General features: G+C 66.8%; 16 protein-coding genes. 12 read left to right on the top strand and 4 right to left on the bottom strand.

Annotation, left to right across the window (positions count from 1 at the left end; all coding sequences use genetic code 11):
- Window positions 1-14: 14 nt before the first annotated feature.
- The gene (locus tag EV138_RS36925; RefSeq protein ID WP_133985441.1) at window positions 15-1,550 is read right to left on the bottom strand and encodes a PQQ-binding-like beta-propeller repeat protein; all 1,536 of its coding nucleotides are present in this window, start codon (window positions 1,548-1,550) and stop codon (window positions 15-17) included.
- Between the two features lie 538 nt (window positions 1,551-2,088).
- Here EV138_RS36925 and EV138_RS36920 point away from each other — a divergent pair.
- Window positions 2,089-3,618 (top strand): amidohydrolase family protein, encoded by a 1,530-nt coding sequence (locus EV138_RS36920; protein WP_133985439.1) that lies wholly within the window; start codon window positions 2,089-2,091, stop codon window positions 3,616-3,618.
- A 56-nt stretch (window positions 3,619-3,674) separates the two neighbouring features.
- On the opposite strand, the gene EV138_RS36915 is transcribed toward EV138_RS36920, so the two are convergent.
- Entirely contained in the window at window positions 3,675-6,347 is a 2,673-nt protein-coding gene (locus tag EV138_RS36915) for a WD40/YVTN/BNR-like repeat-containing protein (RefSeq protein WP_133985437.1), read from the bottom strand.
- A gap of 256 nt (window positions 6,348-6,603) precedes the next feature.
- Here EV138_RS36915 and EV138_RS36910 point away from each other — a divergent pair, with 256 nt between their 5' ends.
- The 7 genes from EV138_RS36910 to EV138_RS36880 all read left to right on the top strand — a co-directional run bounded on the left by EV138_RS36910 (window position 6,604) and on the right by EV138_RS36880 (window position 11,978).
- The gene (locus tag EV138_RS36910; RefSeq protein ID WP_133985435.1) at window positions 6,604-7,365 is read left to right on the top strand and encodes an amino acid ABC transporter ATP-binding protein; all 762 of its coding nucleotides are present in this window, start codon (window positions 6,604-6,606) and stop codon (window positions 7,363-7,365) included.
- A 58-nt stretch (window positions 7,366-7,423) separates the two neighbouring features.
- Window positions 7,424-8,260, top strand: a complete 837-nt coding sequence (locus tag EV138_RS36905) for a glutamate ABC transporter substrate-binding protein (RefSeq protein WP_133985433.1) — start codon at window positions 7,424-7,426, stop codon at window positions 8,258-8,260.
- Window positions 8,261-8,337: 77 nt separating this feature from the next.
- Complete coding sequence (locus tag EV138_RS36900) at window positions 8,338-9,027, top strand: amino acid ABC transporter permease (protein ID WP_133985431.1); 690 nt, start codon at window positions 8,338-8,340, stop codon at window positions 9,025-9,027.
- Window positions 9,024-9,938, top strand: a complete 915-nt coding sequence (locus EV138_RS36895; RefSeq protein ID WP_133985429.1) for an amino acid ABC transporter permease — start codon at window positions 9,024-9,026, stop codon at window positions 9,936-9,938. Before EV138_RS36900 ends, EV138_RS36895 begins: the two co-directional genes overlap by 4 nt.
- A 190-nt stretch (window positions 9,939-10,128) precedes the next feature.
- Window positions 10,129-10,557: a hypothetical protein gene (locus EV138_RS36890; protein WP_133985427.1), complete on the top strand. Its 429-nt coding sequence runs from the start codon at window positions 10,129-10,131 to the stop codon at window positions 10,555-10,557.
- A 23-nt stretch (window positions 10,558-10,580) separates the two neighbouring features.
- Window positions 10,581-11,006, top strand: coding sequence for a hypothetical protein (locus EV138_RS36885; protein ID WP_133985425.1), 426 nt, complete (start codon window positions 10,581-10,583; stop codon window positions 11,004-11,006).
- Window positions 11,007-11,072: 66 nt separating this feature from the next.
- Window positions 11,073-11,978, top strand: a complete 906-nt coding sequence (locus tag EV138_RS36880) for an aminoglycoside phosphotransferase family protein (protein WP_133985423.1) — start codon at window positions 11,073-11,075, stop codon at window positions 11,976-11,978.
- 1 nt (window position 11,979) lies between these two features.
- Here the strand turns inward: EV138_RS36880 and EV138_RS36875 are convergent, their stop codons facing one another.
- Entirely contained in the window at window positions 11,980-13,269 is a 1,290-nt protein-coding gene (locus EV138_RS36875) for an aspartate aminotransferase family protein (protein WP_133985420.1), read from the bottom strand.
- A 257-nt stretch (window positions 13,270-13,526) separates the two neighbouring features.
- Between EV138_RS36875 and EV138_RS36870 the strand changes: the two genes are divergently transcribed.
- The 4 genes from EV138_RS36870 (at window position 13,527) to EV138_RS36855 (ending at window position 17,841) form a co-directional block, all read left to right on the top strand.
- Complete coding sequence (locus EV138_RS36870) at window positions 13,527-14,807, top strand: ABC transporter substrate-binding protein (RefSeq protein WP_133985419.1); 1,281 nt, start codon at window positions 13,527-13,529, stop codon at window positions 14,805-14,807.
- A 71-nt stretch (window positions 14,808-14,878) separates the two neighbouring features.
- Window positions 14,879-15,844 carry a carbohydrate ABC transporter permease gene (locus tag EV138_RS36865; RefSeq protein ID WP_133985417.1) on the top strand — a complete coding sequence of 322 codons (966 nt, stop codon included), beginning with the start codon at window positions 14,879-14,881 and terminating at the stop codon, window positions 15,842-15,844.
- 1 nt (window position 15,845) lies between these two features.
- Window positions 15,846-16,721, top strand: a complete 876-nt coding sequence (locus EV138_RS36860) for a carbohydrate ABC transporter permease (protein ID WP_133985415.1) — start codon at window positions 15,846-15,848, stop codon at window positions 16,719-16,721.
- A 28-nt stretch (window positions 16,722-16,749) separates the two neighbouring features.
- Window positions 16,750-17,841 (top strand): LOG family protein, encoded by a 1,092-nt coding sequence (locus tag EV138_RS36855; RefSeq protein WP_133985578.1) that lies wholly within the window; start codon window positions 16,750-16,752, stop codon window positions 17,839-17,841.
- A gap of 15 nt (window positions 17,842-17,856) precedes the next feature.
- On the opposite strand, the gene EV138_RS36850 is transcribed toward EV138_RS36855, so the two are convergent.
- Entirely contained in the window at window positions 17,857-18,279 is a 423-nt protein-coding gene (locus EV138_RS36850; protein WP_133985413.1) for a MarR family winged helix-turn-helix transcriptional regulator, read from the bottom strand.
- Between the last annotated feature and the right edge of the window lie 97 nt (window positions 18,280-18,376).

Here is an 18,376-nt window from a genome sequence, read left to right as displayed (position 1 = left end):
GTCGTACGGCGGTCTCAGTCGGCACCGACCAGTCGGACGCCCGGGACGTCGTAGGCGACCAGGAAGCTCTGGCCCGGGCCGATCGAGGCGCCGCGGGTCGCGTCGCCGTTCCGGACGAGCAGCGACGCGGTCTGCTTGCCGGTCCGCGAGACCCACGACGTCACCTGGAGGGCGTTCTCGTCCTGGTCCGCGTGGGACAGGAACGGGTTGTGCACGTTCGGCCTGCTGAACACCAGCAGGCCGCCGTTGTCGACGTACATGTCGACGATCTTCCCGGGCACGTCCTTCTTCCACAGCTTGTCACCGCTGCCCGCGTCGACTGCCGTCAGTGTGCCGCCGCTGCGGTAGACGATCTCGTCCGACCCGGCCACCGCAGGCTCGTCACCGGTGGAGATGGTCAGGCCGCCGATCGACCGCCAACTGCCGTCCTTCAGCGACACCGTCCGCGCATTGCCACCCTCCAGCAGATAGGCCCGGTCGGGCGTGAGCCGAAGGCTGCCGGGGTACGTCGTGTGCATCCCCTGCAAACAGGGCATTCCCGTGGTCGCGACTGCCTGCTTGCCGTCGCGGAAGCCCAGCACCTGGCAGTTGCCATTGACCTTCTCCGCGATCACGGTCAGATCACCCTGCAGGCCGAGCGCGCTCAGCGGCTGGACGGCGTACCGGTTCAGCTCACGGCCGTCGACGGCCGACCGGATCACGTACTCGTTGCGATCCGCGTCCAACTGGCGCAGGCCCACGACCACCGACGGCAGCGCCGGGACCGTACGGCGGAAGATGACGGTCCGCCCCGCAGTGTTCTCGGCCGCCCGGTGGTCCTGCTGTGTCCAGACGGTCTTGCCGGTCTTGTCGACACCGGTCCAGGTACAGGGCTTGGCCTCGCTCAACTCCCTGAACTGGCAGTCCGCGAGAACGACCAGCCCGTCGGACGCCGCCACAACGGGCGTGAAGTAGTCGAGCGAGCCGATCGCCCCGCGACCCTTGAAAGACTTTGCCCAGAGCTCCTGACCGTCCCGGGAGTAGTAGGTCACGGTGCCCTGGTTATCGGCGGAGGCCGACCAGCCAACTACCGAGCCGTCGGCAGCCACCGCCGTCGTTTTGTACCGGGCCGCTGGATAGCTCGCGACGAACCGGCCCGTCGACTTCTCGTAGGACCGCAGCGGCTGCTCGGCGCCCAGCAGATAGATACGGTCCCCGATCGCCCAGACCGAAATTCCACCCGTGTGCGACAGCCGATCGTCAAGCGATGCGGACCACTTGACGCCGGATCGGCTCTGACCGTCCAGCGCCGCCCGCGGAATGGCGATCGCAACCACCAGCACAACCACCGCGACCAGCAACCCAGCAGACCAGAGAACCAGCCTTCGCGAAGTCCGACGCCGGACGAGCTCGGCGACCGCCAGGATGACCAGCGGCGCGCAGAGCAGCAGGCCCACGACGTACAGGACCGGTCGCGGCACGGCGATCGCCCAACCCACCGCCCCCAGGCCGACCAAAGCCAGGATCCCCAGAAAGATGGCCCGCCCGCGAGGGACCAGTTGAAACTTCACCCGGCCGAGGATAGGTGGACACCGGGGTCGCGCCCCAAGCCACGCACGCCGGCAGAGGCGCGCGCGTCTTGCCCACGCCGCCGCCTGCGGGCGCTCCTGCGTCGCGTCCTTCGGCTGCTGGCTCCCACCCGCCCCGGGACGCGGGCTCCTCCGTCGCCCGCTGGATGGGTGCCTGGCTCGGGTGGTCGAATACGTGTCCGAAAGCGGGTGGCAGGCCGCTCCAGGGGCGTGACGTGAGGGCCAACGCCGGAGCTGGTTGAGTTGCAGGCCGAGGTCGCCTCATTTCACGTCGTCGCCTCTCACGGGTTCTCTTGCCTTCAGCCTGCGGGTACTCGTTCGGCGGCCTCAGCCAGGCAACCGTTTCAGCAGGCGGCGTAGGAGCCCGCGTCCCGGGCGGGTGGGAGCCAGCCGCCGGAGGACGCGACGCAGGAGCGCCCGTAGGCGGCGGCGTGGGTGAGAAACAGGTGGGTCTAGCACCACCCCGATCGGGGTTCTGCGACCCCTGCCGCGCACGCTCGTCCCGACAACACTGGAACCCATGAACAGTTCTCGTCGTCAGTTTCTCGCCCGTACCGCCGCCGGGGCCGCAGTGCTTGCCGGTGGTTCCTTCGCCGTCGGCTCCCCCGCCGCCGCCATCTCGCGTAGCCGGCGTGGCACCCGCATCACCGCCTTGACCGACGTCACCGTCATCGACGTCGCGGGCGGTCGCCGGGACAAGCATCAGACCGTGTTGATCAGCGGCGACCGGATCATTGGAGTCGGTCGCCTACCGGTACCGCGTGGTGCCACCGAACTCAGGCTCTCCGGCAAGTTCGTCATCCCCGGGCTTGCCGATATGCACGTTCATTCGCTGGGTGACGAGCACGTCTCGCCGCCGCTCTACCTGGCGAACGGCCTCACCACGGTCCGCGAGATGGCGGCCCCCGACCCCGTCCTGTACGACTGGCGTGACCGGATCGAGGCGGGCAGCCTGCTGGGACCGCGGATGGTCGTGGCGAGCCAGATCATCGACGGGGACCCGACCTTGTGGGATCCGAACCTGCTGCACGTGCTGGTCGTGAACGACGAGGCCGGCGCGCGGGCCGCAGTACGGCAGGTGAAGGGCGAGGGCGCGGACTTCGTCAAGGTGTACTCGCGGCTCAGCCCCACGGCGTACCGGGCGATCCTCGACGAGGCACGCCGGGTTGGCCTGACTGTGCACGGGCATGCGCCGGACCAAGTGTCGATCAAGCAGGTCAGCGCCGCCGGGCAGCGCAGTATCGAGCACATCCACTCGCTGGCCTTGTCGGTGTCGACCCGCGAGGCCGAAGTACGCCGGATGCAGCAGGCGATCGCCGTACGGACCGGGGACTACAACGGCTGGTTCCGCCAGATGCACCCGATCGAGTGGATCGCCGCGAACACCTACAGCCCGGCGCGAGCGGCCGACGTGTTCGGCACGCTCCGACGCAACCGGACCCGGGTGACGCCCACGTTGACGATGCACCACGCGCTCGACCTGCCCGACTTCAGCGGCCCGGATCCGGCGACGCTGAAGTACCTCAGTGAGGACTCGATCGGGACCTTCGAGTACGTGATGGACACCCTCTACAAGGCGAACCGCGGTGCCGAGGAGATCGCCCACCAGCGACAGATGTGGGAGTACCGGCAACGCTTCGTCCGCGAGTTGTTCGAGCACGACGTACCGGTCCTGGCCGGCACAGACACCGGTACGCCGTACTCCGTACCCGGCTTCGCGTTGCACGACGAACTCGAGTTGCTCGTTGCCGCCGGTGCATCGACGAGGCAGGCGCTGGCCGCGGCGACGATCGAGCCCGCGCGATTCCTCGGGATGAACACCGGTACGGTCGAGCCGCGGAAGCTGGCCGACCTCGTCGTACTCGACGCCGATCCACTGCAGGACATCCGCAACACCCGGCGGATCCACTCGGTCATCACCCGCGGCCGCGTCATCTCCCCCGCTGCCCAGCAGAAGATGCTCGCCGACGTCGAGGCCGCGGTGAAGCAGCCCCCGTCGGCCGCCGCGATCGCCGCCGGCGGCTGCTGCGGAACCAACCGCCCCGCTTGACCGATGGACAGCAGGACGGCCCGCCTCGAGAGAGCGGGCCGTCCTGGCTGGGTGACTCAGGCCGGCGGGGTGATGCTCCAGATCCCGCGGCCGTGAGTTGCGGCGTACACCCGGCCGTCAGGCCCGGCCTCGATGTCCATCACGGTCGTCGTCGGCGCACCGTTGCCCAGGACCTGCCAGTTCGTCGCACCCGGCGCCCGGTAGAACGTGGCCAGGTCGGACCCGACCACCAAGGCACCGTTCGCCAGTTGCTTGACCGCGCTGGTCGGGATGTCGGGCATGTTCGCCGAGATGTCCGTCCAGGTGGCGCCGCCGTCCTTGGTCTCGAAGACGTGGCCGACCCCCGCACCCGGTCCCTCGGTGAAGCGGCGGGAGAAGCCGTTCACCGCGACGTACGCGTGCTGACCCGACGCCGGATCGATCCCGATCCCGGCGAGGTACCTGTTCGGGAAGGTGCCCGGCAGCGTGACCTGGTGCCAACTGCCACCCGCATTGGTCGCCAGCCCGCGGGCGAATCCGGCGTTGTTGCACGGACCGCACCAGCTCACCCAGCCGACGCCGCCACGCATCGCGACCGCGGTCGCCGAGTGACCCGCGCCGAGGTCGAACGCCTTGGTCCACTCGGAGGCACTCCGCATCCCCCAGCCCTTGGTGGAGGTGTAGACGTACTGGCCACCCGCGATGAAGCCGTTGGAGTTCGCCGAGTCGATCGCGACCGGCGCGATGAACCGCGGCGCCGGGTCGCCCGGGTCGAGACTCCACGAGCTCGCCTGGTCGACACTCAACGCACCAGGGTTCAGCGCGCAGTTGTTGGTGATCTTGACCGCCAGCGAGGTGTACTCCTGGAGCTGGTTGCACCCGTTCTGCGGGTCGGCCGCGCCGTCACCGCCGTCGCCACCGAAGTTCGAGCCCATCTCGGAGTCGCTGGTCGTGCCGTCGGGCTTGACCGAGAACAGGTTCGACACCCCGTTGTCCTGCAGACCGCCGGAGACTACGACGCCGCCGTTCTTGGTGTCCTTGCCGACGGACACCGAGTAGTACTGCAGCGCGTCCATCGTCCCGTCGTCGGTGAGCGACGACCAGTCGGTGCCGTTCTTGTTCGCGTTGATCTGGCCGTTCACCGGGCGCCGGTAGAGACCACCGTCGTTGCCGACGAACACGACCGGCTTACCTCCCGCCGTACCGACGGCAACGGAGTGCTGGTCGGAGTGTGGTGCCATCGGGCACGTGTTCTTCGCGTCCGAGATGTCCCAGCAGCCGAAGCCGAAGTTCCAGTACGGGCCGATGGTCGCCCAGTGCGAGCCGGCGTCGGTGGTCTCGAAGACCTCTTCCAGACCGGCCCAGACGTGGTCGGCGTTGGCCGGGTCGACGGCGAGGAACTGGTTGTACCAGGCCTGTACGCCGACGGCGTAGCCCTTGCGGCTCAGTGCGGAGCCGCTGTTGTGCAGGATCTGCGGATCCGCGATCTTGTTCCACGGACCGGCCGGGCTGCCGGTCTTCGACACGAAGATCCCGGCCAGACTGGTGCTGCTGTTGATCTTGCTCGGCTGCTGCACCAGCGCGTACAACCGGTCGCCGGTCTTGGAGAAGGCGAAGGTCGTGTAGCCGACGTCGGTGCTGTTCTTGATACCGCCGAGCACGACGCTCAGCCGCTTCCAGCTCGACGGACCGGCGGTGAAGTCGTTCGTCTCGTAGAAGCCGTTGTAGGTGTCGCCCGAACGCCAGCCGATCGCGGCGATCACGTGCTTGGGGTTCTTCGGGTCGATCGCGATGTCGTTGACGATGTTCTTGTACGCCGCGTTCGTGGCGCCACCCGTCTGGCTTCCGGCCGGCACCAGCACGTTGCCGGCGTCGTCCTTGATCTCGGGCATGAAGTCCGGGTTCGGGTAGAACCCGACCTTCCAGGCGCCGGCCTTGGTCGACGCGTCGTGGTACCAGATTCCGCGGTTGGTCGCCGCGAACACCTGGCCGCCACCCCAGCGCAGCCGGCCGACGGTGGTGGACTCGAGCTCCTTGCCACCGACCCGGTCCGACGGAGCGAAGGCGCCCGAGGTCGGGTTCGCGAGGCGATAGACGCCCGACCCGACGTACGACGTACCGCCGGTGTTGGCCTCGCCGGTCGCGTACCAGAGCGATCCGTCGCCGGCCAGTTGCAGGTCACCGCCGCTCAGTGAGGGCAGGGAGTCGCTCAGCGGGGTCCAGTTGCCGCCGCCCGCGCTGGAGCGCCAGACGCCGCCGTTCGCGCCGGCGGCGTACACGTGATTCGAGTTGTCGGCGGCGAGGCCGGTGATCCGGCCGGTCACGTGGCCGGCGCCACCACTGGAGTTCGAGTACCAGTCGCGGTAGCGCGGGTCGTCCGCGTTGTAGGGAACCTTGGTGACGTCACTCCAGGTCCCGGCCGTGTGCTGCATCGCGGTGAGCTGGGCGAAGGCCGCGGAGTACGCGCCCGGGGCAACGATGCCCGGTGCCGTCCGCGCCTGCTCGAACTCGTCGGCGATGGTGAACGCTTCCTTGGACTCGCTCTGCATCTCCGACGGGTTGCCGCCGGCGATCATCAGCGCCTTCTCCATCACGGCCGCGTTGTAGTGCTTGTCGGCCCATTGATGTTTGAGCCATTGCTCCTTGAGTTCGTACCGGCCGGCGTAGCCGCCAATGCCGGTGGCAACGAGTCCTACGCCGAGGACACCTGCCAGGATCTTCCGATGACGTCCCGTCAGCGAGATTCGCATGACTCACTCCGCAGTTTCCGGCGGGGCACCGTTGGTTCTCGCGGTTGCTCCCGTAGCACACGGCCGCTCGGACCATACGTCCGGGGATGCGGCCGACGGTAGGGATCGGACCGGCGCGGGGTGGAACAAGGGAAATCCTGCAGGATCGTTCGGTGCGTGACCGATCGGTGACTCAACGACACGCTGGTCGCAGATCGTTACCTCCGTGGGACCCCGGAGCCGTGCGGCTCACCCCCGGCTCCGATAAGTTCTCGCCATGAGCGATTCCGGCACCGTGACGACAACTGGTCTCGTCGCCCTGACGGGCGTCAACAAACATTTCGGCGACCTGCACGTGTTGAAGGACATCAACCTGTCCATCAACAAGGGCGAGGTCGTGGTCGTGATCGGCCCGTCCGGCTCCGGCAAGTCCACCCTCTGCCGCGCGATCAACCGGCTCGAACCGATCGACTCCGGCACCATCACCCTGGACGGCCAGCCCCTGCCCAGCGAGGGCAGAGCACTGGCGAAGCTCCGTGCCGATGTCGGCATGGTGTTCCAGAGCTTCAACCTGTTCGCGCACAAGACGATCCTGCAGAACGTGACCCTCGGACCGACCAAGGTCCGCGGCCAGTCGAAGGCCGAGGCGGACAAGACCGCGCGCGCCCTGCTGGACCGGGTCGGTGTCGCCGCCCAGGCCGACAAGTTCCCGGCGCAGTTGTCCGGTGGTCAGCAGCAGCGGGTGGCGATCGCCCGGGCGCTGGCGATGGACCCGAAGGTGATGCTGTTCGACGAGCCCACCTCCGCGCTGGACCCGGAGATGATCAACGAGGTGCTCGACGTGATGGTCGAACTCGCCAAGCAGAGCATGACGATGGTCGTGGTCACCCACGAGATGGGCTTCGCGCGGAAGGCCGCCAACCGGGTCGTCTTCATGGCCGACGGCCAGATCGTCGAAGAGGCCGAGCCGGAGAAGTTCTTCACCGACCCGCAGACCCGGCGGGCGCAGGACTTCCTCTCCAAGATCCTCACCCACTGACCGCCCCGTCCATCCCCTGCAATTCCTGAGCAGTACCGAATACCTGGAGGAAACCAACATGCGACAGCGGATCATCGCTGCCCTCGGCATCACGGTCCTGGCCGCAACCGGTCTGACGGCCTGTGGCGACGACTCGGGCTCGGGCGGTGGCGGGGGCGACAAGATCGTCATCGGCGTCAAGTTCGACCAGCCCGGTCTCGGCCTGAAGGAAGGCTCGAAGAACACCGGTATGGACGTCGACGTCGCCAAGTACGTGGCGAAGGAACTCGGCTACGCCGAGGACAAGATCGAGTTCAAGGAGTCCCCGTCGGCGCAGCGCGAGAGCCTGCTCCAGAACGGCCAGGTCAAGATGATCCTGGCGACCTACTCGATCACCGACGCCCGCAAGGAGAAGGTCTCCTTCGCCGGCCCGTACCTGGTCGCCGGTCAGGACCTGCTGGTCAAGGCCGACAACAGCGACATCACCGGTCCGGACGCGCTGAACGGCAAGAAGCTCTGCTCGGTGAGCGGCTCGACGTCGGCCCAGAAGGTCGCCGACAAGTACGCCAAGACCGTTCAGCTGCAGAAGTACGACACCTACTCCAAGTGTGTCGAGGCGCTGGCCGGCGGTTCGATCGACGCCGTCACCACCGACAACACCATCCTGGCCGGGTTCGCCGCGCAGCCGGCCAACCAGGGCAAGTTCAAGGTCGTCGGCAAGACCTTCTCCACCGAGCGCTACGGCGTCGGCCTGAAGAAGGGCGACAAGGACACCTGCGAGAAGGTGAACGCCGCCCTGAAGAAGATGGTCGACTCCGGCGAGTGGCAGAAGGCCTTCGACGCCAACATCGGCCCGTCCGGGCTGAAGCTGGACCCGGCGACGAACCCGCCGAAGACGTTCGACACCTGCGCCTGACCTGTGTCTCGTGGGGAGGGATCGTGCTGATCCCTCCCCACGAGTAGGTCTCCACCTCGTTCCCCCGCTGGAGCAGCATGCACGTCATCTCCGAGTTGTTCTCCGACTATCCGATCTTCGGCGCCTTCAAGCAGACCATCTACCTGACGCTGCTGTCGGCGGTGTTCGCGCTGCTGATCGGCACCGTCGTCGCGGTGATGCGGGTCTCGCCGGTCCGGGTGCTGCAACTGATCGGCACCGGCTACGTCAACATCGTCCGGAACACTCCGCTGACGCTGGTGATCGTGTTCTGCAACCTCGGGCTCTTCGTCCAGCTGGGCATCTCGCTGGTCGACCCGAACTCGCCGACCTCCATCGACGACAACAACTTCCGGCTCGCGGTGCTGGGCCTGTCCGTCTACCACGCGTCGTTCGTGGCCGAGGCGATCCGCAGCGGCGTGAACACGGTGCCACTGGGCCAGGCAGAGGCCGCTCGCGCGATCGGCCTGCCGTTCCTGAAGACGCTGCGCCACATCGTGCTGCCACAGGCCTTCCGGGGCGCCATCGCGCCGCTGGGCAACGTACTGATCGCACTCACCAAGAACTCGACCGTCGCCTCCGTGATCGGTGTATCCGAGTCGTCGGCGACGATGAAGGACATGATGGAGAACCGGCCTGACGTGCTGTTCGTGGTCTTCGGCATCTTCGCGGTCGGCTTCGTGATCCTCACCCTGCCGGTCGGGATCCTGTTCACCTCGCTGTCCAAGCGGCTGGCGGTGAAGCGATGAGCGCCGGCGTTCTGTTCGACACCCCGGGACCGCGGTCCAAGCGCCTGTACGCCGCGGTCGGCGTGGCCAGCGTCGTCATCCTGCTGCTGATCCTGTGGTTCGTGCTGGCCAAGCTCGACGACAAGGGCCAACTCACCGCGGCGAAGTGGAAGCCGTTCCTCACCGGGGAGATCTGGACCCAGTACCTGATCCCCGGCCTGCTCGGCACGCTCAAGGCCGCCGCGATCTCGACCGTGCTCGCGCTCGTCCTCGGTGTCCTGCTCGGCGTCGGCCGACTGTCCGCGGCGAAGTGGATCCGCTGGCCCAGCAGCATTGTCGTCGAGTTCTTCCGGGCGGTTCCGGTCCTGCTGATGATGCTGTTCGCCTATGCGCTCTACGGGCACTACGAGACGTTCCCAGCGGATCAGATCGCGCTGGCCGGCGTCGTCACCGGGCTGACCCTCTACAACGGCTCCGTCATCGCCGAGCTGGTCCGGTCCGGTGTGCACTCGCTGCCGAAGGGGCAGAACGAGGCCGCGCTGGCCATCGGCTTGACCACCGGCAAGACGATGCGGCTGGTGTTGTTGCCGCAGGCAATCACGGCGATGATGCCGGCGATCGTCGGCCAACTGGTGGTGATCCTGAAGGACACCGCCCTCGGCTACATCATCACCTACGAGGAACTGCTCCGGAAGGCGGAGCAGATCGGCAACTTCAAATCGAACCTGCTGCCCGCCCTGATCTTCGTCGGCGCCCTGTTCGTGATCGTCAACTACCTGGTCAGCCTGGCCGCGAACAAGATCGAACAGCGCACCCGCCGCCGCGGCCGCTCCGCCGGCGGCCCCCTGGCCCCGGACCAGATCGACCAGGCCGCCGTCGAGGTCGCCGCCGCCAACGCCAACCAGGCGAACACCGGTCAACCCGGCTTCTGAACCGCTGCACATCTTTGTTACAGCTACCCATGGGTCTTCCCTGGGTAGCTGTTTCATTTGTGTCTCGGACGCCCTTTCGGTCTGCCACTTCCTGCAACCCGGCGACGCTGCGTGGACAGTAATCCTTGCCTAGGGCAACACTGGCGCAACAGGCCGTAACCGGCCGGCTCCCCAGTGAAAGGACGAAGACATGCGTGCGCGCTCAGCGCTTTCGGCATTCGCCGCGGTGGCACTGCTACCACTGATCACCGCAGGTACGGCCGCGGCGGCACCCGCCGCCACCACGGCACAATGCAGCCCGATCTCGATCAGCTACGTTTTCGACAATGACCAGACCGGCGGGTGGTGGGTCGTCACCACCTCGATGAAGTGCTCACCGGCGAGCTACTTCAAGCGGTACGACCTGCAGATCTACGACCGGCCACTGACCAAGCACTTCGCCAGTGAGAACACCGGCTACCGCACCGATCCGTACGACAACCGCACGATCGTGCCGGCCACCGCGGCGAGCCAGAAGAAGTCCGCCTGCGTCTCGGCCACGTCGGAGCTCTACTACTTCGACAAGACCCTGATCGATTCGGAATCGCGAAACGCCTGCTTCAAGACCGCCGCACCCTGACCATGAGAAACGGTGAGCAGAAGATGCACACGACCAAGCGATTCATCATCGCCACCCTGACCGGTCTGGCACTGATGGCAGTCGCCCCAGGCGTCGGCGTTGCCGGTGGCACCGACGTCTCGGGGACCGAGTTCTGCGGTTCGACCGGGGCCGCCTGGCAGACGTCCACGGCGGGCCGCAGCGGCACCGTCGTCGTGACCGGGGAGTGCGCGACGGTCAAAGCACATTGGCGGATGGACGTTTACGTCAACGGCGAGTGGTGGGTCTACTCGGAGGGCAATGTGAAGACCGGCACACACACGATCAAGACGTCCGCGCCGAGTATGCCGAAGCCCAACGACAGGCGTGGCAACTACACCTACGCGAAGATCACCTATACCTATGGCAACTGGAAGAACGTCTACGAGGAGGATCTCGGCTACCTGCCCTGCAAGGGCTGCACCGGCTGAGGCTCCAGGGGCCGCCGGGCAGAAATCGCGTTGCGTGGATCGCCGCTCCGGCCGGAGACTGCCGGAATGAATTCGAAGGCGGATGGGCGTGCCGGGATCGATGCCGGGTTGGTTCGGCGGTTGGTGAAGGCGCAGTTTCCGCAGTGGGGCGACCTGCCGGTCGAGCCGGTCAAGGTCGATGGGTGGGACAACCGGACCTATCGCCTCGGTGACTCGATGACGGTTCGGCTGCCGACGGCCGCGGCGTACGCGCCTGCTGTGGACAAAGAGGATCGGTGGCTGCCGGTGCTGGCGCCGCAGTTGCCGGTTGCGGTCCCGGAACCCCTGGGTAAGGGGGTTCCGGGTGAGGGGTACGGGTTCAACTGGTCGGTTCGGCGATGGCTGGACGGGGAGACGTCGGCGCCGGAGCGGATCGAGGATCTGGTCGAGTTCGCGACCGAGGTTGGCGAGTTCGTTCGGGCCTTGCAGAGGTGTGATGTCACCGACGGGCCAGTCGCCGGGGCGCACAGTTTCCATCGGGGTGCGCCGCCGGTGTACTACAACAGCGAGACTCGCCGAGCGCTCGAAGTACTCGAGGGACACGTCGACACCGCTGCCGCGGCTGAGGTCTGGGAAGCTGCGATCGGGTCGGTGTACGACGGGCCGCCGAAGTGGTTCCACGGAGACATTGCCAGTGGCAACCTTCTTGTCGTGGACGGGCGTCTGTCAGCGGTGATCGACTTCGGTACTTCGGGGGTCGGCGACCCCGCGTGCGACCTGGTGATCTCGTGGACCATGTTCGACGGGGCCGCGCGCGAGGCATTCCGCCGTACGGTCGATCAGGACGCAGGCACCTGGGCACGGGCGCGTGGGTGGGCGCTGTGGAAGGCGTTGATCGTCATGGCTGCCGACCTCGAGACGGACGAGGAGAGCGTCGCCACCAACCGCCGCGTGATCGAAGAGGTCCTCGAGGACCACGCGGCGGCCGGGTAGTTCAGCGCAGGGTGTTGAAGGAGTCGCGGATGATCTCCAGCGCCTCGGTGGTCTCTTCCTCGGTCAGGGTCATCGGCGGTGCCATCCGCAGGACGTTGCCGTAGAGGCCGCCCTTGCCGATCAGCAGGCCGCGGTTCTTGGTCTCCTGCTGCAGCTTCGCCGTGGCGGCCGGGTCCGGCTTGTTGTCCTCTGGCATGACGATCTCGGCCGCCAGCATCAGGCCCTTCCCGCGGACGTCGCCCAACTCGGGGAACTCCTCCGAGATGCCCCGCAGACCGTCCATCAACTGGGCACCGCGCTTGGCCGCGTTCGCCTGCAGGTCGTGGTCGAGCAGGTAGTCGATGGTCGCCTTCGCCGCGGTGGTCGAGATCGGGTTGCCACCGAACGTCGACAGCGAGTTCGCGCTCAGGCTGTCCATCAGCGCGGGCGTCGCGACCACACCCCCGATGGCGAACCCGTTGCCGAGGCCCTTCGCGAACGTCATCGCGTCCGGCACCACATCGTGCGCCTGGATCCCCCAGAAGTGGTCGCCGGTGCGGCCCCACCCGGTCTGTACCTCGTCGGAGATGAGCAGGATGCCGAACTCGTCGAGCACCTCCTTGAACGCGGCGTAGAGGCCGTCGGGCGGGGACGAGAAGCCGCCGACGCCCTGGATCGGCTCCACGATCATGCAGGCCACGTCGCCGGCCGTGGTGGTCTGGATGACCTCGCGCAGGTCGTCCGCGCAGACCTTGATGTACTCCGCGTCCGGCAGGTCCTTGAACGGGCTGCGATACCGGTACGCGCCCTGCGCGTACTGCACGTTCACCGGTGAGAGGCTGCTGGCGGACCAGCCGCGGTTGCCGGTGATCGCGACGGTGCCGAACGCCCGCCCGTGGTACGAGTTGCGCAGCGCCAGCACCTGGTTCGAGCGTCGCTTCTGCGTGGCCAGCAGGAGGGCCGCCTCGTTCGCCTCGGTGCCGGAGTTGGTGAAGAAGACCTTGGCGTCCGGGATCCCGGACAACTCGGCGATCTTCTCGGCCAGCTCGATCTGCCGCCGGATCAGGTACACCGTCGAGGTGTGCGCGATGCCGCTGGCCAACTGCTCCCGGACCGCGTCCGAGATCTCGGCGATGTCGTACCCGATCGCGTTGGTCAGGATGCCGGCGAAGAAGTCGAGATACTCCTTCCCCTCGCCGTCGGTCACCCGGCGACCGGATCCCTTGACGATCTCGATCGGCTCCTCGTAGTACAACGCGAGCCAGTCCGGCATGACGGCCTTGTGACGCTCCCAGAGCTCCGCATGAGTCATGCCCTAAGCATTACCTCATCGCGCGGTTCGCCGACAGTACGCCGTACTACGGGACCGCGTCTCAGTGCTACTCGTGGCGAGCACTCGATCACGGGGAACGCTCCCCGGCGTGATACCGCTAACATCCACGGAGGAGATAACAAGAAAATGTCAGAACAACCTACCTAATTTTGTCCTGACTATTGACGCGGTAAACGCTTGCCCACTAGCGTCCGACGCCAACGAAGGCCCGCCTGGAACCCCAAGGAGACTGCAAGATGAGCACTTCACTTCGACGCTGGCGATGGCTGCCGGTGGTGGTCGTGGCCGCGGTGGCGTTGGCCGCCTGCGGTGGCGGTTCCGGCGACGACTCGGCCTCGGGCGGCGCCAAGAAGATCACGTTCTGGCTGTCGACCGCGGCCCAGATCCAGGGCTACACCGACCTGGCCAAGGAGTTCGAGGCCAAGGAGGGTGTCAAGGTCGAGGTCGTCAACCAGCCCTACGACGGCTACCAGGACAAGTTGCGGCAGTCCGCGCAGGCCAACTCGCTGCCCGACGTCGCCAGCGTGCCCTCGCTCGACACCATCTGGATCAACAAGCTCCAGGACCTGAGCGCGACGGCGAACAACGACGCCAACAAGATCCGCAAGGACCTGGTCACCGAGCAGGACGGCAAGGTGCTCGCGATCCCGTCCGACCTCACCGCGGCCGGCCTGTTCATCAACAAGAGCCTGTTCACCAAGGCCGGAGTCCCGTTCCCGACCGACCCGGCCAAGACCTGGACGTGGGACGAGTTCCTCGCGGCGGCGACCAAGGTGCGCACCGCGACGAAGGCCAAGTACGACCTGGTCTACGACAACTCCGCCGCCCGGATCCGGGGCTTCATCTACAACAACGGCGGCAAGGGCTTCCAGCTCGGCGACGACGGCAAGTACCAGAAGCCTGACGACGCCACGGTCGCCGCGCTGACCAAGTTCAAGGCGATGAACGACGACAAGGTGATGCCGAAGTCGGTCTGGACCTCGGGCGCCGATCCGAACGCGCTGTTCAAGAGCGGCCAGGTGGTGGCCTACTACTCCGGCGTCTGGCAGGTACCGGACTTCGCCGACGGCATCACCGGCTTCGAGTGGGCCAGTGTCCCGACGCCGGGCCCGGTGCAGGCCACCGACATCAACCTCGGCGGCAAGGTCGTTGCCTTCAACAACGACAAGACCGCCTCGGCGGCCAAGAAGTGGGTGGACTTCCTCTTCCAGAAGGAGAACTACACCAAGCTGGCCCAGTCCAACGGCTACCTGTCGGTCGAGTCCGGACTCGCGCTGAAGTACCCGTTCAAGTCCCCGGCCGCGCTGGCCGCGTTCGACCTCTACAACAAGGAGATCGAGCTCGCCGACCCGATCTCGGCATCGGGCCAGGCTGCCGGCACCAAGCTCATCCTCGAGGGCAAGGCCGTCCAGGACGACCCGACCAAGCCGGAGATGGCCAAGTTCATCAACGGCGAACAGGACGTGCAGAAGACCGTCGACAACATCGTCAACGGTCTCAACTCGCAACTGAGCTGACGTCCTGATCGCGGGACCGCCGGCAGCGAGCGATGCCGGCGGTCCACTGCACGGAGTACGAGGAGAGCAGCATGGTGGACAGCATCCACGCGACGGCGGAGGCACCGAGCCGCGCAGTACGGCGTGGGCCGGAGCCCGCACGACCGCGCCTGCTTCGGCGGCGGGGCAGACGACTGAACCGCTACACCGGGGCGCCGCTGGTGCTCATCTCGGTCAATCTGCTGTTGTTCGTCACGTTCTTCGTGTGGCCTGCGGTGACCGGCCTGCTGTACTCGTTCACCAGCTACACCGGCGTCGGCGACGCGCCGTACGTGGGCCTGGACAACTACCAGCGGCTGCTGAACGACAAGGCCTTCTACTCGGCCCTGACTCGCACAGTGACCTTCACTGCCGGCGTGGTGCCGCTGACGATCGTGCTGTCACTGGGCACCGCGGTACTGCTGGTCACGGACTACACCAAGGGCAAGAGCGTCGCCCGGATCATCTTCTTCCTGCCCTGGCTGATCTCCCCGATCATCGCCGGTGTGATCTGGCGCTGGATGTTCGGCGAGAACTTCGGCCTGGTCAACTTCGTCATCACGTCACTGGGCGGCAAGGAGGTGCCCTGGCAGTCGAACGCGAACCTGTCCCTGTTCGTCGTCATCATCGCCGCGGCCTGGGGCGGCACGGCCTTCAACATGCTGCTGTTCGTCGCGGCCCTGAAGAACGTGCCGACGGCGTACTACGAGGCGGCGTCGCTCGACGGAGCCGGCTCGTGGGCCAAGTTCCGCAACATCACCCTGCCCGCGATCGCGCCGACGACCTTCATCGTGGTGCTGCTGAGCGTGCTGGGGTCGATGAAGGAGTACGCGCTCGTCCAGGCGATCAACGCCGGCGGCCCGGGCACGGCCAACAACCTCATCGTCCAGTACATCTACACCAAGGGCTTCCAGCGAGCGCAGATCGGTTACGCGAGCGCCGCGTCGTTCGTCCTCATGCTGATCCTGATGGTCATCGCGATCGTGCAACTCGTCATCAACCGGCGCAGGGAGTCCTGACATGGCCGCCACCACCGCGCCCTCGGCCGTTCGCCGTCCCGTCAAGCAGGGCATGACCGGAGACCTCACCAAGAAGTTCTGGGCGACGGCCATCATGTGGCTGATGGTCGCCGTGTACGGCCTGCCGGTCCTGTGGTTCCTGCTCAGCTCGTTCAAGCCCGCCGGCGAGTTGTTCTCGTACCCGCTGACGTTCTTCCCCAAGCACCCGACGATCAAGGGCTACACCCAGGCCTGGACGAGCTTCGACGTCGCCAAGTACTTCGTCAACACGCTGATCGTCGCGGTCTCGGCCACCGTGCTCACCATCGTGGCCAGTGCCGCCTGCGGGTACGCGCTGGCGAAGTACAACAACTGGTGGGTCAAGGCGTTCGCGCTCTGCATCCTGGCGACCACGATGCTGCCCGGCGAGGTCATCCTCGCGCCGCTGTTCCTGGTGGTGCGCGATCTGCACCTCTACAACAGTTTGTCGGCCGTCGTCGTACCGGCGGTGATCACCGCGACCGGGACGTTCATGTTCCGGCAGTTCTTCCTCACGGTGCCGAACGACTTGCTGGAGGCGGCCCGCATCGACGGGTCGGGAGAGCTCTCGACGTTGCTGCGCATCATGCTGCCGCTGTCGAGACCGATCATGCTGACGCTGGCGATCTTCTCGTTCCAGTGGCGCTGGAACGACTACATCTGGCCGCTGGTCGTGCTGAACGACCCGGGCAAGTACACCCTCCAGATCGGCGTGGCGACCATCGTGGGCGCGGAGAACGTGAACTGGTCGGTCCTGCTCGGCGCGTCGGTGCTGTCGATGATCCCGCTGGTGGCCCTCTACCTGGTCTTCCAGAAGTACGTGATGAACGCCGACATCAATGCGGGCCTGAAGGACTAGCCCGGGCGCTAGGGTGCTCTGCGTGACGATGCCTGCTGTTCCACATGTGGATATCGAGTCGCTGGAGCACTTCGACCGGATCGTGGCCGCCGGGGCCACCTCGATGACCGGCTGGCGGGTCCAGTCCGTGCCACTGGTCGACCGGACGTCGGTACTACGCAAGCTCAAGCCGGCCGGTTCGGTCTTCCTCGGCTGCACGCTGGAAGAGGAAGCCGCCACCTGGATCCGCGACGGCGGTGGACTGATCTTCCCGGCGATCCCCGAGTTGCCCTTCGACCCGTACCGCGGTTCCCTGTACACCGCCGACGAGTTGTACGCCGGCCTGTCCTCGGGGTACGAGGCGACGCCGGACGCCCGGATCTACGCCTGGTCGCGGCAGCAGGACGAGCGCGGCGACACCAGCCGGACACTCGCGGCCGCACTGCACGATCACGCGATCGCCGACGCCCTGGCGGAACTCCCGGGCGACCGGCCCTGGGTCGGCGTGATGGGCGGGCACGGGATCCTGCGAGGCGATCCCCACTACCGTTCCGCGGTACTGCTCGGGCGGACGCTGGCCCGCTCGGGGCTGACGGTTGCCACCGGCGGCGGCCCGGGTGCCATGGAAGCGGCCAACCTGGGTGCATCGCTGGCGGCGTACGACGATGCTTCGGTCGAAACGGTTCTGGGTGAGCTGGCCCAGGTGCCGTGGTTCCGGCCGTCGATCGCCGACTGGGCTGCTGCGGGTCTCGCAGTACGGCAGACCTTCCCGGGTGACGGCGGGGTGTCGATCCCGACCTGGTTCTACGGGCACGAGCCGCCGAACGTGTTCGCGAGCTCGATCGCGAAGTACTTCTCCAACGCGCAGCGCGAGGACGTCCTGCTCCGCCGGGCGCGCGGCGGCATCATCTACCTCCCCGGCGCGGCCGGCACGGTGCAGGAGATCTTCCAGGCGGTGACGCCGAACTACTACGGCGACCGCGCGACCCAGACGCCGATGATTCTGGTCGACACCGACCACTGGACCGCGAAGGTGCCGGTCTGGGACGTCCTCCAGCGGTTGGCCGCCGACCGCCCGATGGCTTCGTCCATCCACCTGGTCGACTCCATCGAGGAAGCCACCAAGCTCGTTTCAGCCTGACGATCGGCTGGGCTGCTAGGCGGTCGGGTCTGCACCGAGGGCCAGGTCGAGCAACTCGCCCAACTGGTTGAGCTGGGCGGTCGAGAGGCTCTTGAACGAGGACTCGACGACCTTGTCCACCGCACGCTGCCCCTCAGCTCGCAGGCGCGCGCCCTCCTCGGTGAGCTGATGCCGCACTGCCCGGCCCGGCCCTGGCACCCGCTCGATCAGGCCGCGGTCCGCCATCCGGGTGGCCAAGGAGCCGAAGGACTGGTCGGTCTGGAAGGTCAGCACCGCGAGGTCGTGCAGCGAGGCATCCGGCTTGCGGTGCAGATGGCGAAGCGTGTCCCACTGGACGAGCGAGAGTCCGAGCGGCGCCAGCGCCTGGCTCAGGGCGCGGTGATGCCGGTACTGCAACCGTTTGACCGCCAGCGCGACCTCGGCCGGTCGATACGTCATGGCTGCCACCCTAGCGCATGGAAGACAGGTTGCTTATATCAGGAAGCTGATCTAAGTTTCCTTAGATAAACCTTCTTCGATCTGTTGGGACGTACCG

This window comes from Kribbella voronezhensis (assembly GCF_004365175.1).
Classification (GTDB): Bacteria; Actinomycetota; Actinomycetes; order Propionibacteriales; family Kribbellaceae; genus Kribbella; species Kribbella voronezhensis.
The sequence above is the reverse complement of the archived record's forward strand: the minus strand, read 5'-3'. Positions and strand labels throughout refer to the sequence as shown.

What these genes read in the sequence shown, in the direction of transcription:
- EV138_RS36880 (WP_133985423.1), top strand. Translation starts at nt 11,073, where the DNA reads ATGAATTCGAAGGCGGATGGGCGTGCCGGGATCGATGCCGGGTTGGTT.
- EV138_RS36850 (WP_133985413.1), bottom strand. Translation starts at nt 18,279, where the DNA reads ATGACGTATCGACCGGCCGAGGTCGCGCTGGCGGTCAAACGGTTGCAG.
- EV138_RS36920 (WP_133985439.1), top strand. Translation starts at nt 2,089, where the DNA reads ATGAACAGTTCTCGTCGTCAGTTTCTCGCCCGTACCGCCGCCGGGGCC.
- EV138_RS36855 (WP_133985578.1), top strand. Translation starts at nt 16,750, where the DNA reads ATGCCTGCTGTTCCACATGTGGATATCGAGTCGCTGGAGCACTTCGAC.
- EV138_RS36875 (WP_133985420.1), bottom strand. Translation starts at nt 13,269, where the DNA reads ATGACTCATGCGGAGCTCTGGGAGCGTCACAAGGCCGTCATGCCGGAC.
- EV138_RS36860 (WP_133985415.1), top strand. Translation starts at nt 15,846, where the DNA reads ATGGCCGCCACCACCGCGCCCTCGGCCGTTCGCCGTCCCGTCAAGCAG.
- EV138_RS36905 (WP_133985433.1), top strand. Translation starts at nt 7,424, where the DNA reads ATGCGACAGCGGATCATCGCTGCCCTCGGCATCACGGTCCTGGCCGCA.
- EV138_RS36865 (WP_133985417.1), top strand. Translation starts at nt 14,879, where the DNA reads ATGGTGGACAGCATCCACGCGACGGCGGAGGCACCGAGCCGCGCAGTA.
- EV138_RS36915 (WP_133985437.1), bottom strand. Translation starts at nt 6,347, where the DNA reads ATGCGAATCTCGCTGACGGGACGTCATCGGAAGATCCTGGCAGGTGTC.
- EV138_RS36895 (WP_133985429.1), top strand. Translation starts at nt 9,024, where the DNA reads ATGAGCGCCGGCGTTCTGTTCGACACCCCGGGACCGCGGTCCAAGCGC.
- EV138_RS36870 (WP_133985419.1), top strand. Translation starts at nt 13,527, where the DNA reads ATGAGCACTTCACTTCGACGCTGGCGATGGCTGCCGGTGGTGGTCGTG.
- EV138_RS36910 (WP_133985435.1), top strand. Translation starts at nt 6,604, where the DNA reads ATGAGCGATTCCGGCACCGTGACGACAACTGGTCTCGTCGCCCTGACG.
- EV138_RS36890 (WP_133985427.1), top strand. Translation starts at nt 10,129, where the DNA reads ATGCGTGCGCGCTCAGCGCTTTCGGCATTCGCCGCGGTGGCACTGCTA.
- EV138_RS36885 (WP_133985425.1), top strand. Translation starts at nt 10,581, where the DNA reads ATGCACACGACCAAGCGATTCATCATCGCCACCCTGACCGGTCTGGCA.
- EV138_RS36900 (WP_133985431.1), top strand. Translation starts at nt 8,338, where the DNA reads ATGCACGTCATCTCCGAGTTGTTCTCCGACTATCCGATCTTCGGCGCC.